Raw genomic sequence first — 16345 nt, forward strand, 5'->3', positions numbered from 1 at the left:
TTCAAGCCATTTACTGTGCCATTTGGATCACGTTCATGCTTCTCTAACCCCTCCACGACTTCCCATATTGAGAAAGCGGTCGACCACTTCATCGCCCCTTCTACCGCCGTCCACCGAGCAGACTGCAATGACCGGGTATTGACGCGTTGGTCGACCTGTCGCGCACCGCGGACGAGACGATGGCGCCCACAGGGCATTGCGCGTATTTCATCGCCAGACACGCATAGATGGCGTCCTGTTATGGTGGCGCTCCGGCAGGGGCGGCGGGGAACGGATGAGTTGGAGGGAACGGATGAGCGCGCCGGATGCGGCGCCTTGAGCGGCGCTGAAGCCGCCGCTCGGCTGATCGACGCCCATACCGGCGAGAGCCTCAGCGCCGGCGCGGTCGAGCACGAGGTCGGGTTCCTGGCCGCGCGGCTGGCGGGACCGCCGTCCCTGGCCGTCGTCATGCCCGACAACGATCTGGGCGGCGCCCTGGCCGTGCTGGCGGCGATGGCGGCGGGACATGCCGTCTATGTCGCCAACCCACAGGCGTCCGCCGCGGCCAGGGCCGCCCTGCTGGACGCCTATCGCCCGGCCTGGGTCCTGGCTCCCGAGCACGCCGAAGCCGGCCTCGCCCCTCGCGGCGCCCACCTGGAGACGGCCCGAGGCTATGGCGTCTGGTCGACCGGCTGGACGACGCCCGTCCATCCCCGGCTGCAGCTTCTACTGTCGACCTCCGGCTCGACCGGCGCGCCCAAGAGCGTGAAGCTGTCGCGGGAGGCGCTGGACGCCAGCCTCGACCAGATCAGGCGCACGCTCTCGCCGGGCCCGGACGAGCGGATGCTGCTCAGCCTGCCGATCCACCACGTCTACGGCCTGACCATGCTGCTGAGTCACCTGGTCGGCGGGGCCTCGGTCGTGGTGGGCCGCAAGTCTGTCCTGGACCCCGCCTTCGGAGCGCTCTGTCGGCGCTGGGGGGTGACCTGCCTGCCCAGCGTGTCGTTCAGCTTCGACGCCATGCGCCGCATCGGCTGGGAGCGGCTGGCCGCGCCGTCCCTGCGCCGCCTGCTGCATTCGGGCGACCGCCTGAACGAGGCGACCCTGGCCTGGGCGGTCGAGACCTCCGGCAGGCATGGCGTCGAGTTCGTGCGCATGTACGGCCTGACCGAGGCCTGCGGCCGGGTCTGCGTTCTGCCCCCAGCCGCCTTCGTCGCGCGCCCCGGCGCGGTGGGCAAGGTCGTGCCCGGCGGCGCCATAGAGATCACCGACGACGGCGAGGTGGTCTATCGCGGCCCCAACCTGATGGCCGGCTACGCCGTCGGGGCAGCCGACCTTGCCGAGCTGGCGCATATGGACGGCCTGCACACCGGCGACGAAGGCCGCGTCGACGACCAGGGCTACCTCACCCTGACCGGCCGGCGCTCCCGCCTGGCGAAGGTCTTCGGGGTGAGGATCAATCTCGACGACCTGGAAAGCGCTCTGGGCGAGCTGGCGCCCTTCGCCGTCGAACTGCGCGGCGACGAACCGCTGATCTATACCGAAGCGCCCTACAGCGATCCGTTCGCCGCCCGGATCGCTTCAGTTCTGCGGGCCTTCGAGCTGCCGCCGGCGGTGGGCCGGATCGCGTTCGACACGCCCCTGCCGCGCTCCCAGACCGGCAAGATCCTGCGCGGCGCACATGCCGCGGAAGGCTCTCTGCCGGCGGCCGCCGTGATGCGTCGCAGCCCGTGAAAAGCATTGCAAACACCCAGCCTGTGGAAAGCTCCCGTACGCAAGCGCCTTAACCACGAAGTCGACTTGCGGAAAAGCGATTCACCCCCATAGGTTGATATAGTGAAGGTTGCATTTTGCTCCATCACACCTGGAAACCGAGGATTACATGCGTTTGCTTTCCGATATGGAGATGGGCCTGGTCACGGGCGCCGGCGTGAACGATGACAACGAGATCGACGGCGTCACCGTTATCGGCGGCGGCGGCGAATGGAGCGGCGGCGGCAGCGGCGGCGCCGGCGGCGGCGGCAGCGACGGTGAATCCGACACGTCCACGATCCCGACCGAGGGCGGCGGCGACAATGTCGTCGAGACCATTCTCGACAACGCCGACAGCCTGATCACCTTCTTCTCGAACTTCTACAATCTTGGCTATTCGCCGTTCACTCGCACCGCGATCGACGAACGCGACGCCAAGAGCAACTTCAACCGGGAAGGCAAGACCGAGCACAAGACGTCGGAAGGCACCAAGTACTGGACCGAAGACAACGGCACCTTCTGGATGGACATGGACAATGACGGCAAGCCCGAGTCCCACATGAAGAGTTACAGCGACGGCTCCGTCTGGATGACCAGCAAGCACGACGGCGTCTATGATCTTCAAGTGAAGTCGGCGGACTAGGTTCCGCCTCCGCTGGGAAACCGGGTAGCGTCAGTAGAATGCGTTTTCTGCAACATCTTTGGCGCTGCCTACCCGTGGCGTTGTCCCTCGCCTCGCATCACGCGCTCGCCGAGAGCCGTGTTCGCCAGGCGGGGGCCGATCGCGTGCTGTGCGAAACCTCCTTTCTCGATGTCTCGCCGGACGGGGCCTGGCTGGTCGCCTGGTCGCGGGGCAACGCGCCGCTGGGTCCCGGCCCCGACTTCGCGGTGCTGAAGGTCGACTGCCTGCTCTCGGGCGCGAGCGTCGACGCCTGCACCGTCGCCGCCGTGGAATCCCGCTCTCCCCCTGTGCAGCTCGCCTGGAAAGGCGACTCGACGGCGCTGATGCTGCTCAGCCCTGGGATCGGCGCCCAGTATCTGTACGCGCCCGCCTTCTCGGAGCAGCAGAGCGTCCGGCTGAGCGCCAAGACCAAAACCAATGCGCGGCGCATTCGCCTGGATGGGTACATCGAGCCGGCCGAGTTCGAGAAGGAGGCGTTCGTCGTCGACGCCGTCAACGCCCAGGCCCAGAGCGCCGGCATCATCGAGGAAATCCACATGGGCGCCGGTGCGACCGGAGCCGGCGTCTTCCTTTCGCGCGACACGCTGGAGGCCCGCACCACCTACAACGGGCCGCCTCTGGCGGGCGGCATTTCCGGCGCATCCCTCATCGACAACGGAAAGCTGATCTTCGCAGAGGGCCGCAGCTACCTTCTCGCGGCCGGAAAGCTGTACGACGCCAGGACGGGACAGCCCGTCGCCGGCGGCCCCCGGTACAAGCTGAGCCCCCAGGGCAAGATCGCTTTCTCGACCTCCGACCTGGGCCGATACACCTCGTTTCAAGGGGGGAGGACGCACTCCGACGCCGTCGATATGCCGGCCGGGCGCCTGCTGGGCGAGTACGACCAGTCCGCCGACGGAAAGACGCGCGCCCTTCAGTTCATCGCGCCCGCATCACGGCCCGCGTTCCGCATCGAGAGGGGTGCAGAACGCCGGGACATGGCCTGCGGCTCGGGCGCCGACGACCGCCTCGTCGACATCGAGGACCTGCGCCTGGGCGCCGACGCCCATCAGGTCGATGCGCGCCTCTTTTCCCAGAAGGATCCGGCCGGACTGGTGGTCCTGGCCGGCGGCGGGCCTGGCGCGACATCGCAGGGCGCGGACGCCTTGAGGCTGGCGAAGCCGTTCCTCAATAGGAAATGGGATGTCCTGCTGGTCACGGCGAGCGGCAATTTCGGCGCCGGCAGGCCCACGGTCGACCGCCTCGCCGCCAGGGGCGGCGGCGCCGTCGAGGACGACGCTCGGGCCATACTTTCGGGCGTGGACGCGTTTCGAGGTCGATACGCCAGGCACGTCTTCTATGGGGAAAGCTATGGCGGCCTTCTGGGCCTGGCGGTGATGAACAAGGATACCGGAAGCCGCCGAAGATTCGACCGGATCATGCTGGCCGCGCCCTGGCTCAAGCCCCGCCCTCCGCAGACCTGGCTCGACAGCCGGGGCGTGTCGAAAACCGACCTGGCCGTCCAGGAAACCTGGGAACGGGTCGCGATGGGCATCGACTGGTCCAAGCCGAACGATCCCTTCCGTGACTGGGCCGAACGCCAGAGAGCCGCGGCGAAATGCTCGGCGCGCCTCTCAATCCTTCACGGCGACGCCGACCCCGCCTTCGATCCGAGCGACATCCCCTGCCGGCCGAACGACGGCAGCCGCTTCACCAAGGCGCCGGCCTCCGACCACATGACCACCCTGGCCGGCAACGCCGACTGGATCGCCCGCGAACTGGACACGCTGACCGACGGCCGCTGAGCCGCCGCAGGCGGGCGCGGCGCGCGCGTGGATCAAGACCGGTCATATCGCCGCAGGCCGAGCGGCCTCGCCCAGCAGAAAGGGGGCTTGATCCGCCGCGGCGAGCCTTTCGTGCGGAAAATACGGGGAGTGCGCCTTCCGAAGGCGCCCAGAAACGGCGGTTCGCCGTGGATCTGGGTCGCCTGCCTGATTTCAGCGCCGTTCGGGCGCGGCGGAAAGCCGAAGAACGCCGTTACGGATTTTGCGCGGACTCAACCTTAATCCGATCGGAACGGCCGACCGACATCATGCCGGTCATCAGATCGGCCGGCGGCTTCGTGGAGAGCGCCCAACCGGCCCATCCGACTTCCACGGCCGCGACAGTCCCGCCGCCGCCGTGAGAAGGCCCCGCGCATCCAGCCCCTTTGCGCGGGTCTGACAGGAGCGCCGCCCATCCCCCCCTCCGGGCGGCGCTCCTGCGCTTTTCCTTCAGATCGCCTTCAGGCCGGCGCGATAGCGCTTCCAGTTTTCGACATAGTGCAGGGCCGAGGCCTGCAGGATCATCGCCTGGCGCTCGCTGACCTCGCGGATGATCTTGCCCGGCGCGCCGACCACCATCGAATTGTCGGGGATCTCCTTGCCCTCGGTGATCAGGGCGCCTGCGCCGATCAGGCAGTTCTTCCCGATCTTGGCGCCATTGAGGATGATCGAGCCGATGCCGATCAGCGAGCCGTCGCCGATCGTGCAGCCGTGCAGCATCACCATGTGGCCGACCGTGACGTTGGCGCCGATGGTCAGCGGGATCCCGGCGTCGGTATGCAGCACCGAGCCGTCCTGGATGTTGCTGTTCTGCCCGATGGTGATCGGGTCGTTGTCGCCGCGCACCACCGCGCCCCACCAGATGCTGGCGTTCTGCCTGAGCACGACATTGCCCATCACGCTGGCGGTCGGGGCGATCCAGTATTCGTCCTGCGACGGAAGATCCGGCGCGATATCGCCCAGCGAATAGACAGTCATCCGTACACCCCGTGTTCTTCCAAGGCTGCGACGCTTAATCGCTCATAAACCATAAAAGTCCCTATTGTAGATCCGGTGATTCGGGGTGGAACATCCTTCCATCGGGGGACATTCCTTCCGTATCCGCCGCGGTCTCTACCGCCCGCGGCCTCCTGATGACGGAGAACAGGGTCTTGCGTTCGGCGTTCCGGCGTACAGCACCGCCTTCCTGGGGCTCCACCGAGCCGCCCGGCCGCGCCTGCGGCTCCGTCTTCTGCTCCTCTCATCGACCCAAGGACGACGCCTTACGGCCTCGTCCTTTTTTCATGCCTGAATGGAGGCTTTGATGACCAAGCGAGCCCTGAAGCGGATGGTGCGCGAAGGCGCTGACGGCCGCTACGACGACGACGCCAAGGTGCGTCGCCTGCCGGTGGAGCATCGCGGCGGCTGGTCGCCGCTGGGCGAAACGGACAACGCCCCCAGGGATCAGAGCTACATCAAGACGATAAAACCGAAATCGCCAGGCCAGGCCCAGCTGATGGAGGCGATGGACAGCAAGAACCTCGTCATGGCGCTCGGTCCCGCCGGCACCGGCAAGACCTATCTGGCCATCGCCAAGGCCGTCGAGGCCCTGGAGGCCGGCCGGGTCAACCGCATCGTCCTGTCGCGCCCCGCCGTCGAGGCCGGGGAGTCGATCGGCTACCTGCCGGGCGACATGGAAGACAAGCTGGCCCCCTATCTGCGGCCGCTCTACGACGCCCTGACCGATCGGCTCTCGGTCAAGCGCATGCGGGCCCTGATGGCCGAGGGCGCCATCGAGATCGCCCCCGTCGGCTTCATGCGCGGCCGCACCCTGAACAACGCCTTCGTGGTGATCGACGAGGCCCAGAACTGCACCTACATGCAGCTGAAGATGCTGCTGACGCGTCTGGGCTGGCATTCGACCATGGTGGTCACCGGCGACCCGAACCAGTCGGACCTGCTGCCGGGCATCTCGGGTCTCGGCGACGTGGCCGACCGCTTCGAGGCCATGTCGAACATCGCCGTCGTCCGCCTGGAAGACCGCGACATCGTCCGCCATCCCCTGGTGGCCGAGATGCTGGGCGTTCTGTGACCCTGAATCTGTGATTTTGTAACAGTTCAAACCTCGAAAGGCTTGAGTATGAGGCGGCCGGACGGCAAGGTCCGGCCGCCTTAACTGTTTGCGGAACCCGCATGTCCGATATCACCGCCGCCCCACGCTCGGAGTTCACGCTCCGCGGCGTGTTCCTGGGCATCCTCATCACCGTCGTTTTCACGGCAGCCCAGGTCTATCTGGGGCTGAAGGTCGGCCTGACCTTCGCCACCTCGATCCCGGCCGCGGTGATCTCGATGGCCCTGCTGCGTTTCTTCCGCACCTCGACGATCCAGGAAAACAACATCGTCCAGACGATCGCCTCGGCCGCGGGCACGCTGTCGTCGGTGATCTTCGTGCTGCCGGGCCTCCTGATGATCGGCTGGTGGTCGGACATCCCGTTCCTGGCCACCTTCGGCATCTGCGCCGTCGGCGGCATCCTGGGCGTGATGTACACGATCCCGCTGCGCCGGGCGCTGGTCACCAACTCGCCCCTGCCCTACCCGGAAGGCGTCGCCGCCGCCGAGGTGCTGAAGGTCGGTTCGGGCTCGCGTGAAGGCGCGGCCGAGGGCAAGGCGGGCCTGTGGGCCGTGATCGCCGGCACCCTGGCCTCGGCCGCCTTCGCCGCGCTGGGCGCGGCCAAGATCTTCGCCGCCGAGGTCGCCGCCTTCGTCAAGGTCGGCAAGGGCGCGACCGGCATCGGCGCCTCCAGCTCGCTGGCCCTGATGGGCGCGGGCCACCTGATGGGCATCACCGTCGGCATCGCCATGTTCACCGGCCTGTTCATCGCCTGGGCCGTGCTGGTGCCGATCCTGACCGGCGTGTTCCCGGCTGAAGCGGGCATGAGCGTCGCCGACCACGCCCTGACCGTCTGGGCCACCAAAGTGCGCTTCCTGGGCGCCGGCGTCATCGGCGCGGCCGCCATCTGGACCCTGGGCAAGCTGGTCGTGCCGATCTGGCGCGGCCTGGTGTCGGCCTTCGAGGCCGGCAAGGCCCGCCGCTCAGGCGGCGGCGACCTGCCGCGCGTCGAGCAGGACATCCCGCTGTTCGTCGTCGGCCTGGTGTCGGTGGCCCTGCTGGCCCCGGCCGGCTGGCTGCTGGCCGCCTTCGCGCTCGGCGGTCCGGCCGGCGCTCTGGCCCTGCCGCTGACCATCGCCGCCGTGGCCTACCTGGTGTTCGCCGGCCTGCTGGCCGCCGCCGTCTGCGGCTACATGGCCGGCCTGATCGGCTCGTCCAACAGCCCGGTCTCGGGCATCGCCATCCTGACGGTGCTGGGCGCCTCGCTGCTGGTCGGGGCCATCGGCCGCGGCCTGATCGGCCCGGACGCCGCCAAGGCCCTGGTCGCCTTCGCCCTCTACGTCACCGCCACCGTGCTGGCCGTGGCCGTGGTCGCCAACGACAACCTGCAGGACCTGAAGACCGGCCAGCTGGTCGACGCCACCCCGTGGAAGCAGCAGTCGGCCCTGGTGATCGGCGTGCTGTCGGGCGCGACCGTCATCCCGTTCGTGCTCGACCTGCTGGCCAAGTCGAACGGCTTCGTGGGCGCGCCGAACCTCAACGTCGTGCCCGGCGCCGAGCCGCTGGCCGCGCCGCAGGCGACGCTGATCTCGACCCTGGCCAAGGGCGTCATCGGCCATAACCTGCAATGGGACCTGCTGGGCGTCGGCGCCCTGATCGGCCTGGCGCTCGTCGTGGTCGACATCGTCCTGCGCCGCGCCAGCAAGGACCGCTTCAGCCTGCCGCCGCTGGGCGTGGGCCTGGCCATCTATCTGCCCAGCGCCGTGACCGCCCCGGTGGTGGTCGGCGCTGTCGCCGGCTGGATCTTCGAGCGGGTAGTCTCCAAGGACCGCAAGGCCGAGGTCGCCAAGCGCCTGGGCGTTCTGATCGCCTCGGGCTTCATCGTCGGCGAGAGCCTGTTCAACGTGGCCCTGGCCCTGCTGATCGTCTCGACCAACAAGGGCGCGCCGCTGGCCATCGCCAATCCGCCGCCCGAACACCTGGGCATGATCATCGCCATCATCGTCGCGGCGGTCGTGGTCGCCGGCCTCTACGGCTGGTGCCGCATCCAGGCGCGGAAGATGGAAGAGGCCTGACGGGCCTCTCCCTATCGAAAACGGAAGGCCCGGAAGCATACGCTTCCGGGCCTTTTCCTTATTCGGGCGCCAGCACCGTGAACCAGAGGTCCGCCCGGCGCTCGAACCCCAGGGCCTGGTAGAGCGCATTGGCCCCGGCGTTGTCGGCGTAGCTGTGCAGGAACGGCGTCTCGCCCCGCTCCAGGATCGCGCCAGCGACATGGGCCATCAGGCCGGCGGCATAGCCCTTGCCGCGAAAGTCGGGCCGGGTGCAGACGCCGCTGACCTCGGTGAAGCCGTCGGGCCGCATCCGCTCGCCGGCCATGGCCGCCAGCTCGCCGCCGACCTTCACCCCGACGAAGTCGCCCAGTTCGTGGGTGCGCGTAAAGAACGGCCCGGGCTTGGTCAGGGTCGCCAGGGCCAGCATCTCCGGCGCGTCGGCGTCGGTCAGCGCGACGATCTCGAAATCCAGCGGCTTGAGCGGCGCAACCGCCCTGGCCGCCATCTGCCAGCATAGGGCGCTGGACAGCACGCTTGTCCCCGGAACCGGCGGCGGCTGCGAAAGCTCCACCAGGCCGCTGCTTCCGTACTCGCGCACCAGTTCGCCCAAGGCCGCCAGGCTCTCCGGCGCCTCGTCGGCGACGGCGGCGAACAGGCCAAAGTCGGGATCCATCCGCAGCGCCCCGCCCCGCGTGATCGCCAGATGCGACTGGCGACCGGTCAGGCTGGACCAGACGGGACGGTCGAGAGGGTGGCTCATGGGCAGTACGCCGCGATCAGGGCCTTGACCGCACCCACCACCGCCAGGGCCGGCTTGTCGTCGTCGTCGAACATCTGGCTGGAGGTGAAGACGCCCTCGATCAGCAGCATCATCGCATCGCCCAGCGCTTTTGGATCCGACGCCCCCATCGCCTGCGCCTTGGCCCGCAGGCGATCGCGCAGGTCCTGCTTGTGCGTCTGCGACACCGCCCGGCCGGCATGGCTGCGGTCGGGATACTCGACGACGGCGTTGCTGAGAGCGCAGCCGCGATAGTCGGCCCCGCCCGAACGCGCCGCGAGACCTTCGAAATAGGCCACCATCTGGGCCTTGGGATCGTCCGGGAAAGCGTCCTCGGCCGACTTGAAGCGGTCCCAGAAGCCCTCCTCCACCTCGCGCAGCACCGCGGCGACCAGGTCGTCCTTGGACTTGAAGCTGCGATAGAGGCTGGGCTTGGTGACGCCCGCCTTGCTGACGATCTCGTCGACGCCGACGGCGCGGATGCCCTCGCGGTAGAACAGGTCGCGGGCCGTCTCGAAGATCTTCTCGGCCGCGCGCGGGCCTGGCGCATAGGGCTGGAGATGCAAGGGGGCGTCAGCGTCGTTTTTCGTCATAGCTCAAAAGGCCTCTTGACGATGTTACTAACCGGTACGTACAACGCCATCAAGACCCGTACCGATCGGTTACATCCGACTTCCGGAGCGCCTCATGGCCATGACCCGACGCCCCTTCGGCCGCAACTACGCCTTCGTGGTGGCCGGCGTGACCTTCCTGGCCCTGCTGGCCGCCGCAGGCCTGCGGGCCGCGCCGGGCGTGCTGATCCTGCCGCTGGAAAAGAGCTTCGGCTGGGACCGCGGCTCGATCTCGCTGGCCGCCGCCATCGGCATCTTCCTCTATGGCCTGACGGGCCCCTTCGCCGCCGCGCTGATGCAGTCGTTCGGCGTTCGCAAGACGGTGAGCCTCGCTTTGGTCATGATGGCCGTCTCGACTGGGCTTTCGGCCTTCATGACCCAGAGCTGGCACTATGTGGCCACCTGGGGCGTGCTGGCGGGCTTCGGCAGCGGCGCGGTGGCCATGGTGCTGGGCGCGACCATCGTCAATCGCTGGTTCGTCGCGCGGCGCGGCCTGATGCTGGGCCTGCTGACCGCCGCCACCGCCACCGGCTCGCTGATCTTCCTGCCGGCCATGGCCTTCATCGCCGAGCACGGCGGCTGGCGCCCCGTGGTGCTGACCGTGGCCGCCGTCGCCGCTGTCATGGCGCCGATCGCCTGGCTGCTGATCCCCGAGCGTCCCTCCGACATCGGCCACAAGCCGTTCGGCGCGGGCGAGGACTGGGTGGAACCGCCGCGCGGCTCGGCCTCCAACGCCCTGGCCGGCGCCTTCGGGGCCCTGGCGCGCGCCAGCAAGACCCGGACCTTCTGGCTGCTGTTCCTGGGCTTCTTCATCTGCGGCCTGACCACCAACGGCCTGATCGGCGTGCACATGATCGCCTTCTGCGGCGACCGGGGCATGCCCGAGGTCCGCGCCGCCGGCCTGCTGGCGCTGATGGGCCTGTTCGACCTCTTCGGCACCACGGCGTCGGGCTGGCTGACCGACCGCTACGACCCGCGCAAGCTGCTCTTCGTCTACTACGCCCTGCGCGGCCTTTCGCTGATCTACCTGCCCTATTCGGACTTCTCGATCGTCAGCCTGTCGGTGTTCGCGGTGTTCTACGGCTTGGACTGGATCGCCACCGTGCCGCCGACCGCGCGCCTGGCGACCCAGGCCTTCGGCGACCGCGACGGCCCGATCGTGTTCGGCTGGATCGCCGCCGGCCACCAGCTGGGCGCAGCCACGGCCGCCGTCGGCGCCGGCATGATCCGCGCCGCCCAGGGCCAGTACGTCCAGGCGTTCGTGCTGGCGGGCGTCGCCGGCCTGATCGCGGCGGGCGCCTCGCTGCTCATCCGGCGGGAGGTCAAGGCGATGGCGGCCTAGGCGCTCCAGGGATCGAAGACGGGTCCGCCCCAGGACTCGAAATCGCGAACGTTGCGGGTGACAAGGGTCAGGCCATGGACCTCGGCGGTCGCGGCCAGGAAGGCGTCGATGGAGGGCATGGTCCGCCTGGCGTTTTCGGCCGAGCGACGGATTCGGGCCTGGATCTTGGCGACTTCGGCATCGACAGGCAGTACGCGCTCGCCGAAGTCGACGATCACTTCCTCCACCCAGGCCCGCAGACTGTCGGCTTTCCGGCCAGGCGCCAGCCGCTCGACGCCATAAGCCGCCTCGGCCACGCTCATGGCGCTGATGAACAGCGTCGACGTGGGCTGATCCGACAGCCACCGGGCAACACCGGAATGAGGCGTCAGCTTCGTGGCGTCGGAGAAGACGTTGGTGTCGAGCAGGAACATCAGAACTCGACGACCCGGCCAGGATCCTGGTCGCGAGCGAAGAGTTCGGCATGTTCCTCATCACTGAGGACGCGATATTTGGGATCTAGCCAGGAAGGCGACTTCTGCGGAGCCGCGTTGCGCAGCCGCTCATACTCCTCGGCCGACAGCACCACGGCGGCGTCCTGGCCGTCACGGGTCAGGTGCTGCGGCCCCTGCGTGCGGGCGCGCTCGACCACTTCGCCGAACTTGGCCTCGGCTTCGGCCAGGCTCCAGGTCCCGTCAGGCATGACGCCCTCACCAAAGAAAACGACCACCCCGGCAGGATAGCCAGGGTGGTCGTTTTTTCAAAGCCGAAGGCGCTTTGAGCGCTTAGTCGAGGTCTTCGGCCAGGATGGCCATCTCGAACATGTACGAGCCGTCCTCGTCCTCGTCCTGGAAGACGACGCCGATGAACTCGCCCTTCACTTCGACCTCGGCCGAGTCCTTCTGCTTCGGACGGGCCTTCACGGCGATGTGCGGGTTGCCGAAGGTGCGCTTCAGGTGGGCTTCGAGCTTGGCGATGGCGGCGGCGTCCACGGGGGGCTCCTGATCTCGTTGGTGGGCTTTCGCCCCCGTGGGGCGGAATGGCGGGAAACTAGAGGTCCACGGCGCAAAGTGTAAGGCCTTTTGCGCGGGCGCCCGCTCAGGTCTGTTGAGAAAACGGCGGCGGCGGCGAGGCTCGGCCCTGCTCGACCAGCCAGTCGCGGAACCGCCGGGCCCCGCGCGAGGCGCCCGACTTGGGGGTCAGCGCGCACAGCAGGGTGGGCTGGGGAACCATGCCCAGCGGCGCGACCAGCCGGCCGGCCGCCAGGTCGCGCTCGACGAAGGCGTGCGGAACCATGGCCACGCCCAGCCCGGCCGCGGCGGCCTCGATCATGTAGAAATAGTGGTCGAACTCGCGCACCAGCCCGGCCGGCGGCAAGGCCACGCCCGCCCCCTCGGCCCACTGGTCCCAGCCGTGCAGGAAGGTCTTGGTGTGCAGGCGCGGCAGGTTCAGCAGTCCCTCGACGCTGGACGCCTTCGCCGCTAGGTCGGGCGCCACGACGGGGCCGACATGGGTGTCGAGAAAGGCCGTCGCCTCGCCGTCCAGCGAAGCTGGGCCATCGGGATCGCGCATGCGGATGGCCAGATCGATCCCGTCGGCGCGGAAGTCGAACGGCCCGTTGGACTCGGCCACCCGCACCGGTGTGTCGGGAAAGCGCTCCAGGAAGTCTGGCAGGCGCGGGATCAGCCACTTCATGGCGAAGGTCGGCAGGCACGACACCACCGTCGGACGCGGCTCGTCCTCGGGCGGGCGCGGCACGGCCTCCTCGAGAATGTCGAAGGCTCGAGTCAGGCCCTGGGCCAGCTTCAGCCCAGCCTCGGTCATGGTCAGCCGGTTGCGCGGCCCCTCGGTCAGGGCGACGCCGAGATGCGCCTCCAACTGGCGGACCTGACGGCTGACCGCGCCGTGGGTGACGCACAGCTCGTCGGCGGCCAGGGTCATGCGCCCACGCCGGCCGAAGGCCTCGAAGGCGCGCAGGGCGTTCAGCGGCGGCAGCGGACGTCGAGCCATGTGACGAAACCTCACAGACCTCGACCGATAAGTCGTTAGCCGCGCCGGGGCAACCGACGGATAAACGGCGCATGGACAGACAGCGGAAAATCACGCCGGCCCAGTGGGCGGCGGTCGCGGCCCTGTGGGCGCTGGCGATCTACGGGATGGCGGCGGAGAAGCCGGCGAGGCTGGAGACGGCGCGGCTGACGGCCTGCCGTTGAAGACCTCTATCCGTCGTCATCCCGGCCGAAGCGTAGCGTAGAGCCGGGACCCAGGGGCAGCCGCAACGCATGTCCGCCGCCTCGGGGGATGACCCTTTGCCGCGCCCGCCCCCCTGGGTCCCGGATAAGCGCTACGCGCTTTCCGGGATGACGAACTTGAGGACCGGGAGCCCGAAAGCCCCCTCAGATCACGTAGTCGTACACCACGTCGGCCAGGGTGTGGTCCATGGTCCGGGCCGGCTCTTCACAGGTGGGGCAGTTGACGATGCGGGCCGGCACGCCGGCGGCGGTGCAGTGGGCCGGGATGGGTTTCAGCACCACCGAGCCCGAGGCCACCTTGGCGTAGTCGCCGATCTGGATGTTGCCCAGCACCTTGGCGCCCGCGCCCAGCAGCACGCCCTTGCCGATCTTGGGGTGGCGGTCGCCGCGCTCGGCGCCGGTGCCGCCCAGGGTCACGCCGTGCAGCATCGAGACGTCGTCACCGACCACCGCGGTCTCGCCGATGACGATGCCGGTGCCGTGGTCGATGAACACGCCCGCGCCCACGCGCGAGGCCGGGTGGATGTCGACCTGGAAGACCTCGCTGGCGCGGCTCTGCAGGTAGAAGGCCAGGGTCTCGCGGTTGTTGTTCCACAGCCAGTGGGAGACGCGGTGGGTCTGCAGGGCCAGGAAGCCCTTGAAGAACAGGAACGGCTGGACGTAGCCCTTGGTAGCCGGGTCGCGCTCGAACACCGCGCGCAGGTCGGCCTCGGCGGCGGCCACCAGCGCCGGATCGCTCTCGAAGGCCTCGGCGGCGAACTCGCGGGCGGTCATGGCCCGCATCTCCTGGTCGCCCAGCTTGCGGGCCAGCTGGAAGGTCAGGGCGTCGGCCAGGTTGTCGTGGCTGAGGATCACGGCGTTGAGCAGCGAGGCCAGGGCCGGTTCGGCCTTGGCGGCGTGTTCGGCCTGGTTGCGCAGCGCGGCCCAGACGGGCGGCGCGGCCTTATCGGTCACGACTTCAAGCGGCTTGGCCACGGGGCTCTCCCTTCCCAGCGGTGACTAGAGCATATTTATTCAAAACGCTCCAGCCGAACAGAACGGCGCGCAGGTCACCGCGCCAGGACCAGCGCGGCCAGATCGGCCGGCAGCTCGCCCACGACCGCCATATGGTGCACCCGGAGCAGTAACGCCACCGTCAACGAGTCCGGCATTCGCCCTGTGACCGCCGCTTCCAGCGCATCGGTGAACGGAACACGGGCCACGGCCAGGTCTTCGGTGTCGTCCGGCTCGGCCGTGGTCGGCGTCAGATCCAGCGCCAGGAAGCCATAGGCGACCTCGTCGCTGATCGAATTGGACAGCTCCATGGTCAGGATCGGGCGCCAGTCGGCGGCGACCAGACCCACCTCCTCGGCCAGCTCGCGCTTGGCGCCATCGAGCGGGTCCTCGCCCATCGGCGCCCCGCCCTCGGGGATCTCCCAGCTGTAGTTGCCGCGCGGGAAGCGGGCCTGGCCCACCAGGGTCACTGTGCCGTCGGCATGCAGCGGCACGATCCCGATCGCCTGGTTCTTGAAGCTGACCTTGCCGTACAGCGCCGGATTTCCAGTGGGCGCGACGGCCTGGTGCTCGGTCACGTTGATCCAGGGATTATCGTAGACGACCTTGGCGCTGGTGACGCCCCAGCCCTCGCCGTGCGGTTTCAGCCAGGCGAATTTCTCGGACATGCGAACGACTCGCGACTTGTGCCGGCCGGGGCTCGGCCATAGGTGACGTGCCTGTAGCGCGCTTTCAGGAGATCGTCTTGGCCGGTTCCATTCCCCCCGCCCCCGAATTCGGCGAACCGATCGCGATCGAGGCGGCGCCCGAGGTCCTGAACTTCCTGGCGCGCCGTCGGTCCGCGTCGGCGATGGCGCTGCACGCGCCGGGCCCCAGCGAGGACGAGCTGGCCGACCTGCTGCGCCTGGCCGCGCGCGTGCCCGACCACGGCAAGCTTTCTCCCTGGCGGTTCGTGATCCTGCGCGGCGAGGCCAAGGCCGCCTTCGCCGCGAAGATCGCGCCCCTGGCCGCCGACCAGGCCAACCCAACCAAGGCCACGGCCGCCATGCGCAAGCTGACGACCCCGCCCCTGGCCATCGCCGTGATCTCGCGCCCCGTGCCGCACGAGGTGCCCGAATGGGAGCAGGTGATGAGCGCCGGCGCCGTGTGCACCCAGCTGCTGCTGGCCGCCTCGGCCATGGGCTACGGCGCCAACTGGATCACCGACTGGTACAGCTTCGACCCGCGGGCGCTCGACATCCTGGGCGTGGCCGAGACCGAGAAGGTCGCCGGCTTCCTCTATATCGGCACGTCGGCGGAACAGCCGCAGGAACGCGTGCGGCCGGACGTTGCGGCGATCACGAGCGAGTGGAGCGCTTAGCTCCTTCTCCCCTTGCGGGAGAAGGTGTCGGCAAAGCCGACGGATGAGGGGTCGCACCCACGAAAAACGCCGCGACGGCTGATCGGCTGTCGCGGCGTCTTGCTTTTGAGAGACCCCTCACCCGACCTCCCTTCGGGAGGCCACCCTCTCCCGCAGGGGGAGAGGGACCAGGAGCTAGCGGTTCACCCCCGGCCGCGATACGGCGCCACGCCCTGGTCCGGCACCCACAGGCCTTCCGGCGCCGGGCCGGTCTGCCAGAAGACGTCGATCGGGATGCCGCCGCGCGGGTACCAGTAGCCGCCGATGCGCAGCCAGCGCGGCTTGGCGACCTCGACGATCTTGCGCGCCACCTTGACCGTGCAGTCCTCGTGGAACGAGCCGTGGTTGCGGAAGCTGGTCAGATAGAGCTTCAGCGACTTGCTCTCGATCAGCCAGTCGCCCGGCGCGTAGTCGATCACGAGGTGGGCGAAGTCGGGCTGGCCCGTCACCGGGCACAGCGAGGTGAATTCGGGGGCGACGAAGCGCGCCAAGTACAGCACGTCGCTCTGCGGGTTCGGCACGGCCTCGAGGACGGCGGCTTCCGGGTTCTCGGGAGCGGCGACGGTCTGGCCCAGCTGGGTCACGGAAAGTTCGGTCATGGCGGCGATTTAGGCCTCCGCCCCCGGCGAGACA

General features: G+C 68.7%; 18 protein-coding genes. 8 read left to right on the forward strand and 10 right to left on the reverse strand.

Annotation, left to right across the window (positions count from 1 at the left end; translation table 11 throughout):
- The first annotated feature begins 315 nt into the window (after positions 1 to 315).
- The 3 genes from P7A99_RS21640 to P7A99_RS21650 all read left to right on the forward strand — a co-directional run bounded on the left by P7A99_RS21640 (position 316) and on the right by P7A99_RS21650 (position 4197).
- Positions 316 to 1713, forward strand: coding sequence for an AMP-binding protein (locus P7A99_RS21640; protein WP_277795812.1), 1398 nt, complete (start codon positions 316 to 318; stop codon positions 1711 to 1713).
- A gap of 148 nt (positions 1714 to 1861) precedes the next feature.
- A complete protein-coding gene (locus P7A99_RS21645; protein ID WP_277795813.1) occupies positions 1862 to 2374 on the forward strand; it encodes a hypothetical protein in 513 nt (170 codons plus the stop codon).
- A gap of 74 nt (positions 2375 to 2448) precedes the next feature.
- Positions 2449 to 4197 carry an alpha/beta hydrolase family protein gene (locus tag P7A99_RS21650; protein WP_277795814.1) on the forward strand — a complete coding sequence of 583 codons (1749 nt, stop codon included), beginning with the start codon at positions 2449 to 2451 and terminating at the stop codon, positions 4195 to 4197.
- A 468-nt stretch (positions 4198 to 4665) separates the two neighbouring features.
- Here P7A99_RS21650 and P7A99_RS21655 read toward each other — a convergent pair whose 3' ends face one another.
- A complete protein-coding gene (locus tag P7A99_RS21655; RefSeq protein ID WP_277795815.1) occupies positions 4666 to 5193 on the reverse strand; it encodes a gamma carbonic anhydrase family protein in 528 nt (175 codons plus the stop codon).
- Between the two features lie 313 nt (positions 5194 to 5506).
- Here P7A99_RS21655 and P7A99_RS21660 point away from each other — a divergent pair, with 313 nt between their 5' ends.
- Both P7A99_RS21660 and P7A99_RS21665 read left to right on the forward strand, forming a co-directional pair.
- Complete coding sequence (locus tag P7A99_RS21660) at positions 5507 to 6286, forward strand: PhoH family protein (RefSeq protein ID WP_277795816.1); 780 nt, start codon at positions 5507 to 5509, stop codon at positions 6284 to 6286.
- Between the two features lie 101 nt (positions 6287 to 6387).
- Positions 6388 to 8379, forward strand: coding sequence for an OPT family oligopeptide transporter (locus tag P7A99_RS21665; protein WP_277795817.1), 1992 nt, complete (start codon positions 6388 to 6390; stop codon positions 8377 to 8379).
- Between the two features lie 58 nt (positions 8380 to 8437).
- Here the strand turns inward: P7A99_RS21665 and P7A99_RS21670 are convergent, their stop codons facing one another.
- Both P7A99_RS21670 and P7A99_RS21675 read right to left on the reverse strand, forming a co-directional pair.
- Positions 8438 to 9118: a GNAT family N-acetyltransferase gene (locus P7A99_RS21670; protein ID WP_277795818.1), complete on the reverse strand. Its 681-nt coding sequence runs from the start codon at positions 9116 to 9118 to the stop codon at positions 8438 to 8440.
- Positions 9115 to 9729, reverse strand: coding sequence for a TetR/AcrR family transcriptional regulator (locus tag P7A99_RS21675; protein WP_277795819.1), 615 nt, complete (start codon positions 9727 to 9729; stop codon positions 9115 to 9117). Before P7A99_RS21675 ends, P7A99_RS21670 begins: the two co-directional genes overlap by 4 nt.
- 100 nt (positions 9730 to 9829) lie before the next feature.
- Between P7A99_RS21675 and P7A99_RS21680 the strand changes: the two genes are divergently transcribed.
- Positions 9830 to 11089, forward strand: a complete 1260-nt coding sequence (locus P7A99_RS21680) for an MFS transporter (RefSeq protein ID WP_277795820.1) — start codon at positions 9830 to 9832, stop codon at positions 11087 to 11089.
- Here P7A99_RS21680 and P7A99_RS21685 read toward each other — a convergent pair.
- The 4 genes from P7A99_RS21685 to P7A99_RS21700 form a co-directional block, all read right to left on the reverse strand.
- On the reverse strand, positions 11086 to 11502 hold the full coding sequence (locus tag P7A99_RS21685; protein WP_277795821.1) for a type II toxin-antitoxin system VapC family toxin: 417 nt from the start codon (positions 11500 to 11502) through the stop codon (positions 11086 to 11088). The two genes, P7A99_RS21680 and P7A99_RS21685, sit on opposite strands and share 4 nt — an antisense overlap.
- Positions 11502 to 11771 carry a type II toxin-antitoxin system Phd/YefM family antitoxin gene (locus tag P7A99_RS21690; RefSeq protein WP_277795822.1) on the reverse strand — a complete coding sequence of 90 codons (270 nt, stop codon included), beginning with the start codon at positions 11769 to 11771 and terminating at the stop codon, positions 11502 to 11504. Before P7A99_RS21690 ends, P7A99_RS21685 begins: the two co-directional genes overlap by 1 nt.
- 82 nt (positions 11772 to 11853) lie before the next feature.
- The gene (locus P7A99_RS21695) at positions 11854 to 12060 is read right to left on the reverse strand and encodes a DUF3126 family protein (protein ID WP_101711814.1); all 207 of its coding nucleotides are present in this window, start codon (positions 12058 to 12060) and stop codon (positions 11854 to 11856) included.
- 106 nt (positions 12061 to 12166) lie between these two features.
- Positions 12167 to 13078, reverse strand: coding sequence for a LysR substrate-binding domain-containing protein (locus tag P7A99_RS21700; RefSeq protein WP_277795823.1), 912 nt, complete (start codon positions 13076 to 13078; stop codon positions 12167 to 12169).
- A gap of 71 nt (positions 13079 to 13149) precedes the next feature.
- Here P7A99_RS21700 and P7A99_RS21705 point away from each other — a divergent pair, with 71 nt between their 5' ends.
- Positions 13150 to 13281, forward strand: a complete 132-nt coding sequence (locus tag P7A99_RS21705) for a hypothetical protein (RefSeq protein ID WP_277795824.1) — start codon at positions 13150 to 13152, stop codon at positions 13279 to 13281.
- Positions 13282 to 13464: 183 nt separating this feature from the next.
- Here the strand turns inward: P7A99_RS21705 and cysE are convergent, their stop codons facing one another.
- Together cysE and P7A99_RS21720 are read right to left on the reverse strand one after the other, a co-directional pair.
- Complete coding sequence (gene cysE / locus P7A99_RS21715) at positions 13465 to 14295, reverse strand: serine O-acetyltransferase (protein WP_277795825.1); 831 nt, start codon at positions 14293 to 14295, stop codon at positions 13465 to 13467.
- Positions 14296 to 14369: 74 nt separating this feature from the next.
- Positions 14370 to 14981 carry an NUDIX domain-containing protein gene (locus P7A99_RS21720; protein ID WP_277795826.1) on the reverse strand — a complete coding sequence of 204 codons (612 nt, stop codon included), beginning with the start codon at positions 14979 to 14981 and terminating at the stop codon, positions 14370 to 14372.
- A 77-nt stretch (positions 14982 to 15058) separates the two neighbouring features.
- Between P7A99_RS21720 and P7A99_RS21725 the strand changes: the two genes are divergently transcribed.
- The gene (locus P7A99_RS21725) at positions 15059 to 15673 is read left to right on the forward strand and encodes a nitroreductase family protein (RefSeq protein ID WP_277795827.1); all 615 of its coding nucleotides are present in this window, start codon (positions 15059 to 15061) and stop codon (positions 15671 to 15673) included.
- Positions 15674 to 15855: 182 nt separating this feature from the next.
- Here the strand turns inward: P7A99_RS21725 and queF are convergent, their stop codons facing one another.
- On the reverse strand, positions 15856 to 16311 hold the full coding sequence (gene queF / locus P7A99_RS21730; protein ID WP_058346646.1) for a preQ(1) synthase: 456 nt from the start codon (positions 16309 to 16311) through the stop codon (positions 15856 to 15858).
- Between the last annotated feature and the right edge of the window lie 34 nt (positions 16312 to 16345).

The organism is Caulobacter endophyticus (genome assembly GCF_029543245.1).
GTDB classification, from domain to species: domain Bacteria; phylum Pseudomonadota; class Alphaproteobacteria; order Caulobacterales; family Caulobacteraceae; genus Caulobacter; species Caulobacter endophyticus_A.

Excerpts from the sequence above, each read along its gene's own strand:
- P7A99_RS21645 (WP_277795813.1), top strand. The coding sequence starts at position 1,862 with ATGCGTTTGCTTTCCGATATGGAGATGGGCCTGGTCACGGGCGCCGGC.
- P7A99_RS21655 (WP_277795815.1), bottom strand. The coding sequence starts at position 5,193 with ATGACTGTCTATTCGCTGGGCGATATCGCGCCGGATCTTCCGTCGCAG.
- P7A99_RS21660 (WP_277795816.1), top strand. The coding sequence starts at position 5,507 with ATGGAGGCTTTGATGACCAAGCGAGCCCTGAAGCGGATGGTGCGCGAA.
- P7A99_RS21665 (WP_277795817.1), top strand. The coding sequence starts at position 6,388 with ATGTCCGATATCACCGCCGCCCCACGCTCGGAGTTCACGCTCCGCGGC.
- P7A99_RS21670 (WP_277795818.1), bottom strand. The coding sequence starts at position 9,118 with ATGAGCCACCCTCTCGACCGTCCCGTCTGGTCCAGCCTGACCGGTCGC.
- P7A99_RS21675 (WP_277795819.1), bottom strand. The coding sequence starts at position 9,729 with ATGACGAAAAACGACGCTGACGCCCCCTTGCATCTCCAGCCCTATGCG.
- P7A99_RS21680 (WP_277795820.1), top strand. The coding sequence starts at position 9,830 with ATGACCCGACGCCCCTTCGGCCGCAACTACGCCTTCGTGGTGGCCGGC.
- P7A99_RS21685 (WP_277795821.1), bottom strand. The coding sequence starts at position 11,502 with ATGTTCCTGCTCGACACCAACGTCTTCTCCGACGCCACGAAGCTGACG.
- P7A99_RS21690 (WP_277795822.1), bottom strand. The coding sequence starts at position 11,771 with ATGCCTGACGGGACCTGGAGCCTGGCCGAAGCCGAGGCCAAGTTCGGC.
- P7A99_RS21700 (WP_277795823.1), bottom strand. The coding sequence starts at position 13,078 with ATGGCTCGACGTCCGCTGCCGCCGCTGAACGCCCTGCGCGCCTTCGAG.
- P7A99_RS21705 (WP_277795824.1), top strand. The coding sequence starts at position 13,150 with ATGGACAGACAGCGGAAAATCACGCCGGCCCAGTGGGCGGCGGTCGCG.
- P7A99_RS21720 (WP_277795826.1), bottom strand. The coding sequence starts at position 14,981 with ATGTCCGAGAAATTCGCCTGGCTGAAACCGCACGGCGAGGGCTGGGGC.
- queF (WP_058346646.1), bottom strand. The coding sequence starts at position 16,311 with ATGACCGAACTTTCCGTGACCCAGCTGGGCCAGACCGTCGCCGCTCCC.